Origin of the sequence: Bradyrhizobium sp. HKCCYLRH2047 (assembly GCF_051168175.1) — a bacterium.
GTDB lineage: Bacteria > Pseudomonadota > Alphaproteobacteria > Rhizobiales > Xanthobacteraceae > Bradyrhizobium.
Map to the genome: position 1 here is coordinate 611,426 of NZ_JBNPUM010000003.1, position 16,409 is coordinate 627,834.

Consider the following 16,409-nt stretch of genomic DNA (forward strand, 5'->3'; position numbering starts at 1 on the left):
CCGCTTCGCTCAATCCGGCCTGAGCAGGCGGAAGGCCTCCTCGAGCAGATGCGGCGTGTGCTTGCCGGTCGAATCGCGGCAGGCGCGTTCGAAATAATCCGCCAGCGCCGGCCGGAATTTCGGATGCGCCGCCTGGTCGATGATGGTGCGGGCGCGCTGTTTCGGCGACAGGCCGCGCAGATCGGCGAGGCCTCGCTCGGTCACGAGGACCTGCACGTCATGCTCGGTGTGGTCGACATGGGTGACCATCGGCACGATGCAGGAGATCGTGCCGTTCTTGGCGGTCGAGGGCGTCATGAAGATCGACAGATAGGCGTTGCGGGCGAAGTCGCCGGAGCCGCCGATGCCGTTCATGATGCTGCTGCCGCGCACATGGGTCGAATTGACGTTGCCGTAAATGTCCGCCTCGATCATGCCGTTCATGGCGATGACGCCGAGCCGGCGGATCACCTCGGGATGGTTGGAGATCTCCTGCGGCCGCAGCACGATGCGGTCGCGCAGGAACTCGATTTCGCGGTTGAATTCGACCGCAGCTTCCGAGCTCAGCGACAGCGCGGTGGCCGACGCCAGATCCATGCGGCCCGAGCGGATCAGGTTCAGCATGCCGTCCTGCAGCACCTCGGTATAGGCGGTCAGATGCGGGAAGGGGCCGTCATCGAGCCCGGCCATCACGGCGTTCGCGACATTGCCGACGCCGGATTGCAGCGGCAGCAGGTTGCGCGGCAGGCGGCCCTGCTTCACCTCGTGTTCGAAGAACTCCAGGATGTGGCCGGCAATCGCACCCGAGTTATCGTCGGGCGCGGCGAAGCTGGTGTTGCGGTCGGGCGCATGGGTCTCGACGACCGCGATGACCTTGTCCGGATTGCAGCGATAGGTGGTCTCGCCGATGCGGTCGCCGGGCGCCACGATCGGGATCGGCTTGCGATGCGGTGGCAGGCGGGTGCCGTAGTAGACGTCGTGCATGCCGAGCAGCGCCGGATTCATCCACGAATTGACCTCGATGATGACGCGGTCAGCCAGATCGAGCCAGGTCTTGTTGTTGCCGATCGAGGTCGAGGGGATCAGCCGCCCGTCGGGCAGGATGCCGGCGCATTCGATCACGGCGACGTCGAGATGGCCGAGAAAGCCGAACCACACGAACTGTGCGACATGGCTGAGATGCAGATCGATATAGTCGATGCTGCCGGCGTTGATGCGCTGTCGTGTCGCCGGATCGGACTGATAGGGCAGGCGCAGGTCGATGCCATCAGCCCGGGCGAGCGCGCCGTCGAGCTCGGGCGCGGTGCTCGCCCCGGTCCACACGCCGACGCGGAACGGCTCGCCGCGCGCATGCGCCGCTTCGATCCGGCGCGCCAGCGCGAGCGGCACCGCCTTCGGGTAGCCCGACCCGGTGAAGCCGCTCATGCCGACATGGTTGCCGGGCTCGACCAGCGCGGCAGCCTCGTCGGCCGACATGATCTTGGCGCGCAGCGCCTGTGACATCACCTGCGATGAACTCATCGTGCAAACTCCATGCGCGATCGTTCAGACCGCCAAGTCCGCGCTGTTTAAGGTGTGCCCTCGACGTATGATTTGACAGGGGTCAAGCCGCAACGGCCCGTGCGTGCATCACAGCCCTGCAAGGCGCGCGCGCCGCAGCTCCCGGACTTTCGCCGCGCGCGAGCGCTCCGTCAGCATGTTGGCCTTGCTGTAGCGCGGGTCGCCGGTGACCTCGTCGCCGACCCAGTCGGGAAGGGTCACGACGGTCGTTTCGGTCGGCAGCTCGATCTCGGCAATGACGACGCCGTCGAGCGCGTCGTGGTAGACGTCGACCTCCCAGACGCCGCTTTCGGCCGGCACGTAGTGACGCGTCTTTTCGAGGATGCGTCCCGCGCAATGCGCGAACAGCACCGCTGCGTGGTCCGCGGGAATATCGTACTCGAATTCATCCCGGGCCAGACCGCGGCGGCCGCTCTTCACGCACAGCGTCGTCCGGTTGCCATAGCAGCGAACGCGGACCTTGAGGCCGTCCTGACGTGCGACGAGGCCGTCGCGAAGGCGTTCACTGTGCGTCGCCTGATCCCGCCAAGCATCGGACTTGACGAGAAACTTCCGTTCGATTTCGAGAGGCATGACCTGATGTTGAGCGAAGCGCCGCCGTCCTGATACGTCATAGCAGCGGCGCGCGACGACGACTATGCCACCAAGGATGAAGAGAGCGTTGTCAGATTCATTCCGGACGTCGTATTGACTTATCGTTTGCCGCGCGGCTTCTCGGCCTTGGCCGGTGCCTCGGTCTGTACGCCGCAGCTCGCCGCTGCAAGGGAGGCCTGCGCCTGCGGCATGAGACCCGGCTCGGCGGCCAGGGCCTTCAGCACGATCAAACCGGTCGTCGTCGGCGAATCGATGATCAGCCGGTCGGCGGCCGTGATCTCCTCGTCCTCGGGCAAGTCTTCGTGCTGCGCCTCGGTCATCAGGTTGAGCTCGATCACGCGCTTGCCGGCGGAGCGGTCGTTGATGGCGTAGTAGGCGATCTCGTTGCGCGTGTAGAACGACACCGACGTATAGGCCTGGCTCACCGGGACCGTGAGCTTCAGCGGTCCGTCCGACAGATCGTAGCGGCAGATCGCCATCGCGAACGCCGGATCCATGAACGGCATCGGTGAATTGCCGGGGTCGGCCAATGGCAATTGCGTCACGGCGTTCAGCTTGGTCATCGGCGTCAGCCGGGAGTAGGCGTCCTGGGTCGAGATCCGCGGCAGCGCCAGCACGCTGACGAGATGAACCACGCCGCCGAGCAGCACGCCGACCACGACCGTGAACAGCAGCCGGATCATGATGGGCAGCCTACTGTCGTGATCGAGGGCATCGGCGCGTCACGCTGCGTGCGGGTCGCGACACCGACCGGCGTGTCGTAGAGCCGCAGCATCAGCGCGTAGCGTTCGATGCCGCCGGTCGGCAGCCAGTTGCCGGAGCGCGAGCGCGCGGCGACGCGGATCTCGAACGAGCCATCGGCACCTCGCACCAGCTCCTGGCTGGTGAAGCCGTAGCGCTGCAGCGTGTTGGCGACGAGGTGGCCCTTGCGGTCGTAGAGCGTGAGCGTCCAGAAGCGGGCGGGCGGCGTGACGCCGCTGACGAGGATGTCGCAGCGCCCGTCGAGCGGCTTCCTCTTGTCGTCTGTGGTGGCGGTGAAGGCCACGCCGTCGCCGGTGCCGATCGGCAATTCGCCATTGCGGGTGATGGTCGCGCGCGCATAGGGGTCGACATCGGCCGTGCCGGTTTTCGGACGCGCCGTCCAGGCGCCGATCGTCAGCGTGCCGAATTCGGTGCCGCGGGTCGTCGTCATCCAGGTCGCGCCGATGCCGACGCCGGTGGCGATCAGGAGCGTGACCAAGGTGATGAAGAGCAGCCGCACGGGGATCGCTGACGTCAGTTCTTGCGCAGGGCAGGGGTGGCGACGCCGTCGGCCGTTGCCGCGGCGTAGTTCTCGGGGAAGGCCAGCGCGCTCGATGAGACCGGCTTGGCGGGCTTGCGCGGATCCGCCGGCGCGCTCTTTTCGGCGACGCGCGCGGCATCGTCGAGCATCTTCTCGACCTGAACCAGCACCTCGGCGCCGCGGCGGGTCAGGATCGGCGGCGGACCGGGCTTGATCTCCAGGGCCTTCGGCTGGCCGGCCTGTGCCATCGCGGCGGACGCGGACTGCGGCAGCTTCTCGCCCATGCCGACGCCGGGCAGCTCCTTGACCTCGACGCCCTGATGCGCGGCGAGCATGATGTCGTGCCACGTCTGCGCCGGCAGCGAGCCGCCGGTCATGCGGTTGGTCGGCGAATAGTCGTCATTGCCGTACCACACCGCGCAGGTGAAGTTGCCGGTGTAGCCGACGAACCAGGCGTCGCGATACGCATTGGTCGTGCCGGTCTTGCCGGCGGTCGGAATGCCGTCCAGCGCGGCGCGGCGCGCGGTGCCCTCGCTGACGACGTGGCTCATCATGCCGGCCATGTCGGCGGCGACCGAGGCCGGAATCGCCTGCTTCGGCTTCGGCCCGTCGCGGTCCCAGCGCCAGACCAGGTCCCCGGCGCCGGTGCGGACCTCGAGCACCGAATGCGGCGTCACCGCCTTTCCCTTGTTCGGGAAGGTCGCATAGGCGACCGCATGCTCCAGCACCGTGACCTCGTCGGAGCCGATCGGCATCGACGGGGTGTCGGGCAGCGGCGCCTTGAGGCCGAAGCGCCGCGCGACCTCGATGATCTTGGCGCGGCCGGCCTTCGGACCTTCCTTGCCGCCGAGCGCGATCGACAGCTTGACCGGCACGACGTTGATCGAGCGGGTGATCGCCTGCGTCAGCGTCACCGAGCCGGAATAGGAATGGCCATAATTCTGCGGGCACCAGTTGCCGATGCAGACCGGGCCGTCGACCACGATCGAGGTCGGCTTGAAGCCGTTCAGCAGCGCGGTGGTGTAGACATACGGCTTGAACGAGGATCCCGGCTGCCGGTAGGCGTCGACGGCGCGGTTGAACTGACTGGCACCGTAGTCGCGGCCGCCGACCATGGCGCGGATGCCGCCGTCCAGGTCGGAAACGACCGTTGCCGCCTGGGTCGCGTGATAGTCGCGGCCGAACTGGCGCAACTGGTTCTCGATCGCCTCGTCGGCCGCATGCTGCACGGTCATGTCGATCGAGGTCCGCACCACGAAGACGCGCTCGGTGTAGGACTTCGGGAACGTGTCGACCAGCTTGCGCATCTCGTCGAACGCATAGTCGAGGAAGTAGTTCGGCGAGCTCTCGTCGCGGCGGTCGACCGCGAACGCCGGGTTGCGGCGGGCACCGAACACCTGGCCCTCGGTCATGAAGCCGGCATCGACCAGGTTGTCGAGCACGACGTTGGCGCGGGCGCGGGCGGCGGGCAGGTTGATGTGGGGGGCGAACTTGGTCGGCGCCTTGAACAGGCCGGCCAGCATCGCGGCTTCGGCGAGGTTGATGTCGCGCACCGACTTGTTGAAATAGAAGTGTGCCGCGCCGTCGACGCCGAAGGTGCCGCCGCCCATATAGGCGCGGTCGAGATAGAGCTTGAGGATCTCGTTCTTGGTCAGGCGGGTTTCCAGCCAGATCGCCAGGAACGCCTCGTTGACCTTGCGCTCGATGGTGCGCTCGTTGGACAGGAACAGGTTCTTGGCGAGCTGCTGGCTGATCGAGGAGCCGCCCTGGCGGACGCCGCCGGCCTGGGCGTTGGTGACGAGGGCACGCGCCGTGCCGGCGATGTCGATGCCGAAATGGTCGTAGAAGCGGCGGTCCTCGGTGGCGAGCGTCGCCTTGATCAGATTGTCCGGGAAGTCCTCCAGCGGAATCGAATCGTTGTGCTTGATGCCGCGGCTGCCGATCGGGTTGCCGTAGCGGTCGAGGAAGGTGACGGCGAGGTCGGACTTCTTCAGCCAGTCCTCGTCGGCGGTTTCCCGGAAGGCGGGAATCGCCAGCGCCAGCATCAACACCAGACCGCCGAGGCCGATCGTGGCGGCCTCCGACAATGGCTCGACGAACACCCAGCGCTTCCAGCCGCCGACATAGAAGCGGTCCATGAACGCGGAATAGCGCTCGTAGAGTTCACGGGTGCCGCGCAGGGAGGAGAACAGCGCCGAATCGAAGCGGGCGTCGAGATCCAGGCGGAAATTGTTGATCCGCTTCTTCCAATCGTCTGGAATGATCTGCCGCACGGGAACCCTGGTCGTTTCGAAAGCGTGTCAGCTGGCTTCGAAAGCACTCAGCAAGTGGGCTGGGGGCCATCGAAGGGTCTTGCGCGATTGTTGCGGCAAACCCATGGCACTGCACAGTCAGCCGCCCGAACCCGAGCACCTGACCCCAAGCCGCGTGCCGGCGCCGCCGCCGGAGTGACTCAATCATCTATCTAGCCGAGCGGGGGTCACAAACCAATGGTTCCGCTCACAATTTGATGCACAAAGCTAACGTGTCGCTGAAGCCGGCAAAGCCCCTTGCGCGGCTCGGGGCCGGGCACCTAGATGGCGGCCACGCCACACGCCCTCTTTGAGAATCGCCCGATGACCGCACCGCTCAAACGTCCCTCGGGCCAGGAGGGAATGTTCTGGAAAACCAAGATCTTGGAAGAGATGTCCGAGGCGGAATGGGAAAGCCTCTGCGATGGCTGCGGGCGCTGCTGCCTGGAGAAGCTGGAAGACGAGGATACCGGCGACATCTACTTCACCCACATTTCCTGCAAACTCTTGGATGCCGGGCTATGTGCTTGCAAGGACTACCCGAATCGTTCCGAACAGGTGTCGGATTGCGTTCGACTGACACCTGAGAACGTCCGCACCCTGACGTGGCTGCCGCCGAGCTGCGGCTACCGCCTCGTGGCGGAGGGGCGCGATCTCTACTGGTGGCATCCTCTGATCTCGGGCGATCCTCAGACGGTACATGAAGCCGGCGTCTCGGTGCGCGGCCGGGTCGAGGGCACCGAGGAGGACGTTCCGGACGACCAGCTCGAGGACCACATCGTGCAGTGGCCGGTGCTGCTGCCGAAGCGGGCCAAGCTGAAGCGTCGGCCGAAATAGCGCGATCACCTCGCGCCCGCAGCAAGTCACGATGATGCGACCGTTCCCGTGCTGTCGGAATGCACCCATGCACCCGACCCGCTGCCGCACGGGAAAATTATGCCTTAAGTAGTTCGCCAGTCGGCGAATCCGCGCGGCGATGTCGCGCCCGGGCACAGCATTCATCCCATGAACAAGTTTGATCGGCAGACGCATTACCCTGCCGCGTCCCAGTCCTTGCCTGAAGAGATTGCCGCCGAGCTGCCGGCCATTCCGCCGCAGGTGCAGGCGATCGAGGATGCGCCGTCGCTTGCGCCGCCGGTGCCGCTGACCCCGGCCGAGGTGCGCACCATCCTGATGAGCCTGCTGCTGACGATGTTCCTGGCCGCGCTCGACCAGACCATCGTGGCGACGGCGCTGCCGACCATCGGCCGCGAGTTCCAGGACGTGACCAACCTGTCCTGGGTGATCACGGCCTACCTGCTGGCGTCGACCGCGGTGGCGCCGGTGTTCGGCACGCTGTGCGATATCTATGGCCGCCGCTCCATGATCATCACCGCGCTCAGCCTGTTCGTGGTCGGCTCGGTGGTCTGCGCGCTGGCACCGAACATGCCGGTGCTGATCCTTGCCCGCGGCCTGCAGGGGCTCGGCGGCGGCGGCATTATGCCGGTGGTCCAGACCGTGATCTCCGACGTCGTCAGCCCGCGCGAGCGCGGCCAGTATCAGGCCTATTTCAGCGGCGTCTGGCTGCTGGCCGGCCTGCTCGGGCCGGTGATCGGCGGCTTCTTCGCCGACCATCTGCACTGGTCGATGATCTTCTGGATCAACGTGCCGCTGGCGGTCGCGGCCTTGGCGCTGCTGCTGCCCAAGATGGGCCGGCTGCCGGTCTATCACCGCTTGCGCAAGGTCGACTGGGCCGGCGGCCTGCTGCTGATGGCCTCGGCCGTCGTGTTCATGCTGGTGCTGACCTGGGGCGGGCACAAGCTGGCTTGGCTGTCGCCCACGCTGCTCGCGATGATCGGCAGCGCGGTGGCGCTGGGCTTAGCCTTCGTCTGGCACGCCAAGCGGGCCGATGAGCCATTCCTGCCGCTGTCGCTGATGGGCGGCACGGTCGTGCCCTACGGCATGCTGGCGAGCGGCTGCGCCCTCGGTGCGCTGATCGGGCTCACGGTCCATCTGCCGCTGTACTACGAGCTGGTCTATCATTTGACCCCGAGCCAGGCCGGCCTCGGCCTGATTCCGATCGCGGCGATCTCGACCTTCGGTGCCGCGATTGCCGGGCGTACCATGGCCCGGGTCAAGCACTACAAGCGCGTCGCCATCGTGGGCACGATCATCGGCACCATCGCCGCCGCGGTCATGACGGTAACGACGCCGTCGCTATGGGTGCTGATGGTGCTGCTGTCGATCTACGGCATCGGGCTTGGCACTGCGTTCCCGATCTCGGTGGTGTCGCTGCAGAACGCGGTGGACCGCTCCCAGATCGGCACCATCACCGGCGCGATGAACTTCTTCCGCTCGATGATGTCCTCGTTCACGGTCGCGGCCTTCAGCGCCATCCTGCTGATGGCGCTGGGCGCCGACATCTCGCTGGCAGAGGGCGCCCATGGCGCCGTCAGCGGCATTGCGGAAGCCGACATGATCCATGCCTTCCGCTTCGTCTATGCCGCCGCCACCGCGATGCTCGCCTGCGCCTCCGTCTGCATGATGCTGATGGAGGAGCGGCCGCTGGCCGGCCCGTCGCGGAATGAGGCCGTGGAGCTGGCGGAATAGGGCCGTAGGGTGGGCAAAGGCGCCCGGCAGGACAGCCCTGCGAAGCACGCTGTCGCGCGCCGTGCCCACCATCGTCCAGCACGGCCGCGGCGAGACGGTGAGCACGGCGCCACCACGAGCGCGCGTGAGGCGAGGGCGCGACAGCGCCTTTGCCTACCCTACGGTTCGCCCGTCGGCGCAGCTACTCGCGCGGCTGAACGATTTCGATGTTGTCCTGCCCGCGCGAGCCATCGTCGAGCGATGACTTCACCAGACCGGCCTCGACGCGTTTCGCGAATTCCGTCGTGCCGCCGCTCGCCAGCTCCCTGGCCTGGCTGATCCATTGCTCGCGCTCGATCCGTCCTGCGAACGCCAGATATGAGCCGACCCATTTGGCGTGCTCGGCGGTCCAGGCCGCGATCTGCGCGAAATGCCAGATGCCGAGGCCGTGCAGCCGCGCCTCGTTCTGCTTGCCGATGCCCTTGATCAGCTTGAGATCGTCGGCCTGGCCGCCGCGCGGCGCGACGAGCCCGAGCGGGCGGGCGCCGCCATGGGCGTCTTCGTTCTCGACGGGCGGCATCAGCGCCGGCAGGTGGGCCAGGAGGTAGCTCGCCTCGTCCTCGCTCAGCGGCGCGTCGGCGTGTTCGTCGATGGTAATCGCGCCGGACTTCACCGCGCTGGAATGCGCGGTGTCGAGGCCGGCCGCGAGCAGCTTGGCCTGCGCGATCCAATGCTCGCGCTCGATGCGGCCGGGGAAGGCCATATGGTGGCCGACCCAGTCGGCATGCGCTGGCGACCACGCCGCGATCTGGCTGAAATGATGCACGCCGATGTCGTTCAGGATGCGCTCGTTCTTGGGTCCGATGCCCTTGATGAGCTTGAGATCGTCGGCGGCGCCCTCGGGCGCGGGCAGGGCCGGCGGTCTGTCGTCGGCCGCGGCTGGGCTGTCCGGGGCCGCTGATGCGGCCACCTCGGCTGCGAGCCGTTCCGCCTCGGCGTCCGCGGCGAGGCGATCGGCTTCCGCCCGTGCGGCCGCTTCGGCGGCCAGGCGATCGGCCTCGGCCTTGGCGGTCGCTTCGGCCGCGAGACGCTGAGCTTCCGCCGCGGCCTTCGCAACGGCCTCCGCCGAAAGACGGTCCGCTTCGGCTTTCGCCGCTGCTTCGGCGGCCAAGCGTTCAGCTTCGGCCTTCGCAGCCGCTTCTGCCGCAACACGATCGGCCTCTGCTTTCGCGGCGGCTTCCGCAGCGAGGCGGTCGGCTTCGGCTTTCGCGGCGGCCTCCGCAGCAAGGCGATCGGACTCGGCCTTCGCCACCGCCTCGGCAGCGAGACGTTCGGCTTCGGCCTTCGCTGCGGCTTCAGCCGCCAGACGATCAGCCTCGGCCCTTGCCGCGGCTTCCGCGGCGAGCCGCTCAGCCTCGGCCTTTGCGGCCGTCTCGGCGGCCAGCCGCTCGGCCTCCGCCCTTGCAGCGGCTTCGGCCGCAACACGTTCGGCTTCAGCCTTTGCGGCAGCTTCAGTGGCGAGGCGGTCGGCCTCGACGCTGGCTGCAGCTTGCGAAGCCGGGGAAGGGCTGTCCGCCCAAGGACGAGCCGCCGCGGTTGCGCCGGCGAACGCGACGCTGTTTCCAGGACCGCCCGGCGACATCGCACTGGTGTCACCCAGCCCGACATATTCCTTGAGCTGTCCGCCGATCAGGCAGCCGAGCACATAGGCGCCGACCATCAGCAGGCCGACCTCGAGCCACAGGCCGGCACGTCCGGGCAGCACGCTCAGCAGCGCCATCAGGATCCCGATGACCAGGGCGAGCGTCGCCGGCAGCAGCCAGCTTCTCAGCCAGTCCGGCCGCGGCTCGTCCGACCAGGTGCGCCAGCCGACGAAGCCGCCGATGCCGGCGGCGAGGATGATCCAGAACGGAAATGTCGCAAGGTCGTACATCATGATGTCAGCGCCTCACTTGACGACGAATTCGATGCGGCGGTTCTGCGCGCGGCCTTCGGCCGTGTCGTTGGAGGCGACCGGCTTGTTCTGGCCGTAGCCCTCCGAGGTCATGCGCGAGGTGTCGATGCCGGCGTCGCCGATATAGCCGACCACCGCCGCCGCCCGGCGCTTCGAGAGGTCCATGTTGTCAGCTTCGTCCCCGACATTGTCGGTGTGGCCCTCGATCGCGATCTCGGCGTCCTTGCAGCGCTGCGCAACCTCGATCAGGTGGTCGAGCAGCGCCAGCGAGGCGCGGCTCAGCTCGGCGCTGCCGGTGCTGAAGCGGATGCGGCCCTTGGCGAGCAGCCCGTTGAACGCCGGCTGGCACTCCGCGACCGCCAGTGGCGGGCCTTCCGGTTTGAGGCCGATCTTGACGTCGTCGAGCTTGAAGCCGCTGCCGACCGCGTCGGCCAGCTCCTTGCGGACCTGCTCGGCCGACTTGTCGTAGATGGCGAGCCCGTCGACCGTGATCGCCGCATCCTTCGCCGTCAGCGCGCCGGACCACAGCCGCGCCAGCGCCGGGAACGTCGCCTTCAGCGACTGCACGTAATCCTTTGGCGCACCGTCGCCGATCTTCAGGCCGTCCTCGACCGTCTCGGTGATGAAGGTCGTCGTGGCGGCGTCGACGAGATCGCGGCGGGCGGCGTCATCAGGCACATAGCCGCTCAGCCTGACACGGCCGTCCTGCTTCTGCAGTCCGAACGCGTAGGGCGAGACCGGGCCGTCGCGGACGTCGATGGATGCGAGCGCGAACGGCGCGGGCAGGGCGCCGGCCAGTTGCTCGCGCACGGTCGCGCCGGTGACATTGGCGAGTCCCACGCCCCTGAGCGAGACCTGAGTGTCGTTGATCTCGGCGCGCCCCTGCGCAAGCCTGGCGAGCTGCTGCAGCAGGCTCGCGCTCGCTTTGGCAACGTCGCCATCGGGGGCGCCGCGGGCGATGCCGATCTGGCTCTTGATCGGCTTGCCGTCGAACTGTCCGCTGGCAGAGGCCAGCATCGCCTCGCGGGCGGTCGCGCTCGGCGCGAGACCTGTGAGGCTCAGGCCGGTGCCGTCGAACTCCGCCGACCAGCGATAGGGCTTGATCTCCGGCGGCAGAATGTCGGCCTTCGCCAAGGTCAGCCCGGCCAGCAGCTTGCCGACGCCGGCCATCGTTTCGTCGTAGGCGGCGGTCGAGGGTGCTTCGCCCGAGATCGCGTAGGTGGCGTCGGAGATGACGACGCGGCCCGTGCTCAGCCTGGCGAGCTCCGCAAGCGCATAGGAGGCGTAGGCACCGAAATCGCCGTCAGGCGCGCCGCGCGCGATCTGCATCTGATGCATCACCGACGTGCCGGGCCAGGCCTTGGTCGCGGCGGCCTCGAGCGCGCGCCTGATGTCGTCGTTCGGGACGACGCCGGACATCACCAGCGTGTTGCCCTCGCGGACCGCGCTCCAGATGAAGGGCTTTGCCTCCGGCGGCAGGATCGCCATTTTGTCGAGCACGGCGCCGCCGGGCAGCTGCCGCGTCGCGGCGACGGCGGCCTCGTAGACGTCCGATGAGGCGGCGGCGCCTGCGATCGAATAGGCCTTGTCCGCGAGCGCGAACGTGCCGCCATTGAGCTTGGCGGCCTGGACCGCTCCGTGGCTTGCGATGGCCGCGAAGTCGGCCGGAGCTCCCAGTGCATAGGAGAGGCGATCGACCACCTCACCGCCGGACGAACGGACGGCATTGAGCACGGCATTCCGAACGGCGGGCGTCGGCACCGCGCCTTCGAGCACGAGCTGGCCGCCGTTTCGCGTGGCGCGGAAAGCATAGGGCTTCGGTGTCGGCAGCTTGTCGTAGGTGCCGTCGACGAGCCGGACGCCATTGACCGTGGCGGCGTCTGCCAGTTTCGTCGACTGGTCGGGACTGAACTCCGGCCCTGCGATGCGAACGTCGCGGCCCGCGACCGAGACCTTGAGCGCCGCGGCCGTATCGGGGGCGGCGGCGGCAATGGCGGCGCGGGCCCGCGGCGCAATGTCGTCCTCGACATCAGCCGTCTTGAAGCTCATGGCGGCGAGCCACAGCACGGCAACAGCAATCAGTCCCGCCCACCATTTCGATGGTTGATGCATGTGAGAGCCCCTCGTTTCCCCACCTGCGCCCGGTTCACCCGGATCGTTCCGTTGTTATGAACCACGTGCCGAGCCTATCAGAACAGCTCCCGGAGACCAGCCGTCGGCACGTTGTGTGTTTCAATATGCACAAGCTGCAGGAGCGTCGCCGTCTGCGAGCTTCGCACCGCACCTGATCGTCCTCAGGGTGCGATCAAAGTGTGACCGTTCGACGACGAACATCGCAGGCGCGCAGCCTTCGCGGCGGCGCCGCTCGCATCACTCTTCCAGCGCCCGGCGCAGGCGGCGGATGATGACGCCGCGGGCGCGGTCGTCAGCGGCCTGCTCGATCCGCTCGTGGATGTCGAGCAGCAGGCCCGACATGTCGTTGTGCCAGTCCAGCCGGGTGACCGCCTCCGGCGCCAGCCGTCGCCGGCGTGCGACGTCGAGCGGCGTCGGCACCGCGGTCGTCAGCTCGTAGACGTCGTCGAGCAGGGGGGAGAACACTTTCGCGGTCGGCACGATGCGCTCGGCGACGCGTGCCGCCAGCGCCGTGATCGCGGCCTCCTCGCCATGGGACAGGAAAAGGCCGCGCGCGATCGGACGGCGGGCCGCGATCCAGCGGGCGATCTCGGTGCCGTCGGCGTGGCCGGAATAGTCGTCGATCATGCGGATGCGCGCCGCGACCTTGATCTCCTCGCCCTGGATGCGCACCGCCTTGACGCCGTCCTGCAGGAAACGTCCGAGCGTGCCGTTGGCCTGGTAGCCGACCAGCAGCACGGTGGCGCGGTTGTTCCACAGCCAGCGCTTGAGATGATGGCGGATGCGGCCGGCATCGCACATGCCGCTGGCGGCGATGATGATGTGGAAGCCGGTCAGCTTGGCGATCGCCTTGCTTTCATCGACGGTCTCGGTGAAGCGCAGATGCGACGACGACAGCAGACGGCCGACATCGCTGCCGCCGTCGAGGCTCTCGGTATGCGCGCGGAACACCTCGGTGGCGTGGATCGCAAGCGGCGAATCCAGGAACACCGGTGCGGCCGGAATCTCGCCGCGCTCCATCAGGCCGACCAGATCGACGATCAGCTCCTGCGTCCGTTCGACCGCGAAGGCCGGGATCAATAGCGCGCCCTTGGCTGCTGCCGCGTCGCGCACCTCGCCGGCCAGACGGCCGCGGCGCAGCTCCGGCGTGGTCGGCTCGCGAATGCGGTCGCCATAGGTGGCCTCCGAGATCACGTAGTCGAAACCTTCGGGCGCTTTCGGGTCCGGCTGCAGCAGCTTGGCGTCGGGCCCGACGTCGCCGGAGGCGAGCAGCCGCAGCGGCCCGCCGTCGGCGCCTTGTCCTGCGAATTCGATCTCGATCGAGGCCGAGCCCAGCAGATGCCCGGCATTCCAGTAGCGGGCGCGAACGCCCGGCACGATGTCGGTCCAGGTCTCATAGGCGACCGGCTGAAAGTATTGCATCGCCGCGATGGCGTCGGCCTGGGTATAGATCGGGCTGACCTCGCCGCGGCCGCGCGCGATGTTGCGGCGGTTCAGCGCCAGCACCTCCTGCTCCTGGATGTTGCCGGCATCGGGCAGCATCCATGAGCAGAGATCGATGGTGCCGCGGGTGGCGAAGATCTTGCCGTCGAAGCCCAGGCGCACCAGCTTCGGCAGCAGGCCGCTATGGTCGATATGCGCATGCGTCAGCAGCACCGCGTCGATGTCGGCGGGACGGAACGGAAAGTCGCCGTAGTTGAGCTCCTTCAGCGTCTTCTGTCCCTGGAACAGGCCGCAATCGATCAGGAACTGGCTCTTGCCGCTCCGCACCAGACAGCACGACCCGGTCACGGTATGCGCGGCCCCGCAGAAGCGAACGGTCACACTCATGCGGCGGTCTCCCGAGAACTCTGGATCGACGATTGCTGACGGTTCATCACGAACGACCATTCGCGCCGTCGGCGAAGCCATAGCCGTGGTTGGCGGCGGCTGCGGCTGCGGCCAGATCATGCTCCGACGGATCGCAGGTGAACACGCGATAAAGTGGCTCACCCTGGTCGACGCGATCGCCGATCTTCTTGAACAGCATGATCCCGGAGCCCTTGTTCACCGGCGCGCCGGCGGTACGCGCCAGGCGATTGAGCCGCAGGCAGTCGATCGCGGAGACGATGCCGTCGTGCTCGGCCTTGACGTCGAAGGCGAGATCGCCGAGCTCGCTGCGGCATTCCGGTGGCCCCTGGGCATCGATGATCTTCAGCATCTGCCTGAGCGCCGCGCCGCTGTCGAGCAGCTCGCGCGCCCTGTTGTAGCCGGCGCCGCCGCGCAGCTTCGGATCATATTCGAGCAGATGCGCGGCGAGCCGCAGCGACTTCTCGCGCAGGTCCGCAGGCGCCGACGGCTCGTTGCCCAGCACCGCCATCACGTCACGCGCCTCCAGCACGGGGCCGATGCCGTTGCCGATCGGCTGGCGGCCGTCGGTCGTGATCACCTCGACCTTGAGCCCGAACCGGTCGCCGACGAATTCGAACAGCTTGCGCAGCCGCATCGCCTCCGCGCCGCTGGTGAGCTTGGCGGTCGGCCCGACCGGCAGGTCGAGCAGCAGATGCGTCGAGCCGGCGGCCAGCTTCTTCGACAGGATCGAGGCGACCATCTGCTCACGGGTGTCGAGGCTGAGCGGGCGCTCGACCGAGATCAGGACGTCGTCGGCCGGCGACAGGTTGACGTGGCCGCCCCAGATCATGCAGCCATTGCAGGCCGCAACGATCGACTTCATCTCGTCGGCGCCCACATTCACCCGCGCCAGCACCTCCATCGTATCGGCGGTGCCGGCCGGCGAGGTGATCGCGCGCGACGAGGTTTTTGGAATGGTCAGGCCGTGGGCGGCGACGATCGGCACCACCACCATCGAGGTGCGGTTGCCGGGGATGCCGCCGATGCAGTGCTTGTCGACCACGACCGGCTCGGGCCATTTCAACTGCGTGCCGGCATTGGCCATCGCGCGGGTCAGCGCCAGCAGCTCGCCGGAGCTCATGAAGCTGGCTGAGCCGATCAGGAAGGCGGCGATCTCCATGTCCGAGTAGCGGTAGTGGGCGAGGTCGTCGATCACGGCCGCGATCGCCTGGTCGCTCAGGGTCTCGCCGCGGATCTTGGCGCGCACCGCTTCCAGGCTCTCGGGCGGGGTCGCCGGCGACACCGTCGCCAGCGTGCCGGCGGCTTCCGCGAAGCGCCGCATCGCCGGCTCCGACAGGCCGATCTCGTCGGGGCCGACCAGCGCATCGTCGTCGGTGATCAGGAGGGTCGCCAGCAGCGTCCGCGAGTTGCAGCGCAGCTCGACGCGGCTGAAGCCGCGGAAGACCTCGGGCCGCAACGCCTTCGAGCGGCGGGAGATCACGACCACGTTCTCGCGGCCGGTATCGAGCGCGACGCTGCGGATCTTGAGCTGGGGACGGGCGGAATCTGTTGTGCTCATGGCGGCCAGGATACCCCTTAAGCCCGTCCGCGCCATGGCCGTTGACGCAGATCATGCGGCCGGCGTCTCCCCGGGCCGACCGAATTTTTTCTCAATATGTCCGGGCAAGGGCCGAATATGTCCGGGCAAGGGCCGAGCTCGGCGATCGCCGGGCCGGCCTGCCGAAGGCGTGGCAAGCAGAAAATAAAGCTCAATCAATCCAGATGTTTGCGGATCAGTCGGCGGCGCGGCTGCGTGCCGGATCAGAGAGCAAGGGCGGGGCCGGGGGCCGGCGCGGCGGGCCCGCCAGGTACCTGATCGGGTTAACTGATTGTTCAAGCGGATGACCGAGGGTTTTCGCTGGGGCGTCCGTCCCGGCCTGCGCGCGCCGTTCCGGCGCGATCCCATGATCGAGCCCGACCGGAGAGGTAGATGCGGCAGTTGATTGCGAGCTTCCTGAAGAATCAGGCTGGCGCGACCTCGATCGAATACGCCATCATTGCCGGTGGATTGAGCATCGTGATCCTGGCGGCCGTGAATGGCCTGGGCTCGGGGCTGAGCAGCAAGTTCACCGCGATCAACACCTCGATCAAGTAGCCGGCCGGTCACGCCGCCGGCGCGATCAGGTCAGCGCGCACCGTCCGACAAATCACAGGCGTC

The 16,409-nt window shown here is 67.6% G+C and carries 12 protein-coding genes; 3 read left to right on the forward strand and 9 right to left on the reverse strand.

What is annotated here, in order from left to right:
* Positions 1–9: 9 nt before the first annotated feature.
* The 5 genes from ACQR1D_RS10120 to ACQR1D_RS10140 all read right to left on the reverse strand — a co-directional run bounded on the left by ACQR1D_RS10120 (position 10) and on the right by ACQR1D_RS10140 (position 5,688).
* On the reverse strand, positions 10–1,500 hold the full coding sequence (locus tag ACQR1D_RS10120) for an acetyl-CoA hydrolase/transferase family protein (RefSeq protein WP_316182583.1): 1,491 nt from the start codon (positions 1,498–1,500) through the stop codon (positions 10–12).
* Between the two features lie 108 nt (positions 1,501–1,608).
* Positions 1,609–2,112: a CYTH domain-containing protein gene (locus ACQR1D_RS10125; protein WP_434893818.1), complete on the reverse strand. Its 504-nt coding sequence runs from the start codon at positions 2,110–2,112 to the stop codon at positions 1,609–1,611.
* A gap of 119 nt (positions 2,113–2,231) precedes the next feature.
* Positions 2,232–2,816 (reverse strand): DUF1254 domain-containing protein, encoded by a 585-nt coding sequence (locus ACQR1D_RS10130; protein WP_315716127.1) that lies wholly within the window; start codon positions 2,814–2,816, stop codon positions 2,232–2,234.
* Positions 2,813–3,394: a DUF1214 domain-containing protein gene (locus tag ACQR1D_RS10135; RefSeq protein ID WP_315716128.1), complete on the reverse strand. Its 582-nt coding sequence runs from the start codon at positions 3,392–3,394 to the stop codon at positions 2,813–2,815. Before ACQR1D_RS10135 ends, ACQR1D_RS10130 begins: the two co-directional genes overlap by 4 nt.
* Before the next feature lie 14 nt (positions 3,395–3,408).
* Positions 3,409–5,688: a transglycosylase domain-containing protein gene (locus tag ACQR1D_RS10140; protein WP_434893817.1), complete on the reverse strand. Its 2,280-nt coding sequence runs from the start codon at positions 5,686–5,688 to the stop codon at positions 3,409–3,411.
* Between the two features lie 342 nt (positions 5,689–6,030).
* Between ACQR1D_RS10140 and ACQR1D_RS10145 the strand changes: the two genes are divergently transcribed.
* Together ACQR1D_RS10145 and ACQR1D_RS10150 are read left to right on the forward strand one after the other, a co-directional pair.
* Positions 6,031–6,543, forward strand: a complete 513-nt coding sequence (locus ACQR1D_RS10145; RefSeq protein ID WP_315804199.1) for a YcgN family cysteine cluster protein — start codon at positions 6,031–6,033, stop codon at positions 6,541–6,543.
* A 168-nt stretch (positions 6,544–6,711) separates the two neighbouring features.
* Positions 6,712–8,295 (forward strand): MDR family MFS transporter, encoded by a 1,584-nt coding sequence (locus tag ACQR1D_RS10150; protein WP_434893816.1) that lies wholly within the window; start codon positions 6,712–6,714, stop codon positions 8,293–8,295.
* Positions 8,296–8,476: 181 nt separating this feature from the next.
* Here the strand turns inward: ACQR1D_RS10150 and ACQR1D_RS10155 are convergent, their stop codons facing one another.
* The 4 genes from ACQR1D_RS10155 to ACQR1D_RS10170 form a co-directional block, all read right to left on the reverse strand.
* Positions 8,477–10,210, reverse strand: a complete 1,734-nt coding sequence (locus ACQR1D_RS10155) for a cell envelope biogenesis protein TolA (RefSeq protein WP_434893815.1) — start codon at positions 10,208–10,210, stop codon at positions 8,477–8,479.
* 12 nt (positions 10,211–10,222) lie between these two features.
* The gene (locus ACQR1D_RS10160; RefSeq protein ID WP_434893814.1) at positions 10,223–12,340 is read right to left on the reverse strand and encodes an OmpA family protein; all 2,118 of its coding nucleotides are present in this window, start codon (positions 12,338–12,340) and stop codon (positions 10,223–10,225) included.
* Between the two features lie 258 nt (positions 12,341–12,598).
* Positions 12,599–14,191: an MBL fold metallo-hydrolase gene (locus tag ACQR1D_RS10165; RefSeq protein ID WP_434893813.1), complete on the reverse strand. Its 1,593-nt coding sequence runs from the start codon at positions 14,189–14,191 to the stop codon at positions 12,599–12,601.
* A 46-nt stretch (positions 14,192–14,237) separates the two neighbouring features.
* Complete coding sequence (locus ACQR1D_RS10170) at positions 14,238–15,770, reverse strand: thymidine phosphorylase family protein (protein ID WP_316218084.1); 1,533 nt, start codon at positions 15,768–15,770, stop codon at positions 14,238–14,240.
* 411 nt (positions 15,771–16,181) lie between these two features.
* Between ACQR1D_RS10170 and ACQR1D_RS10175 the strand changes: the two genes are divergently transcribed.
* Complete coding sequence (locus ACQR1D_RS10175) at positions 16,182–16,346, forward strand: Flp family type IVb pilin (protein ID WP_315716136.1); 165 nt, start codon at positions 16,182–16,184, stop codon at positions 16,344–16,346.
* Positions 16,347–16,409 lie beyond the last annotated feature (63 nt).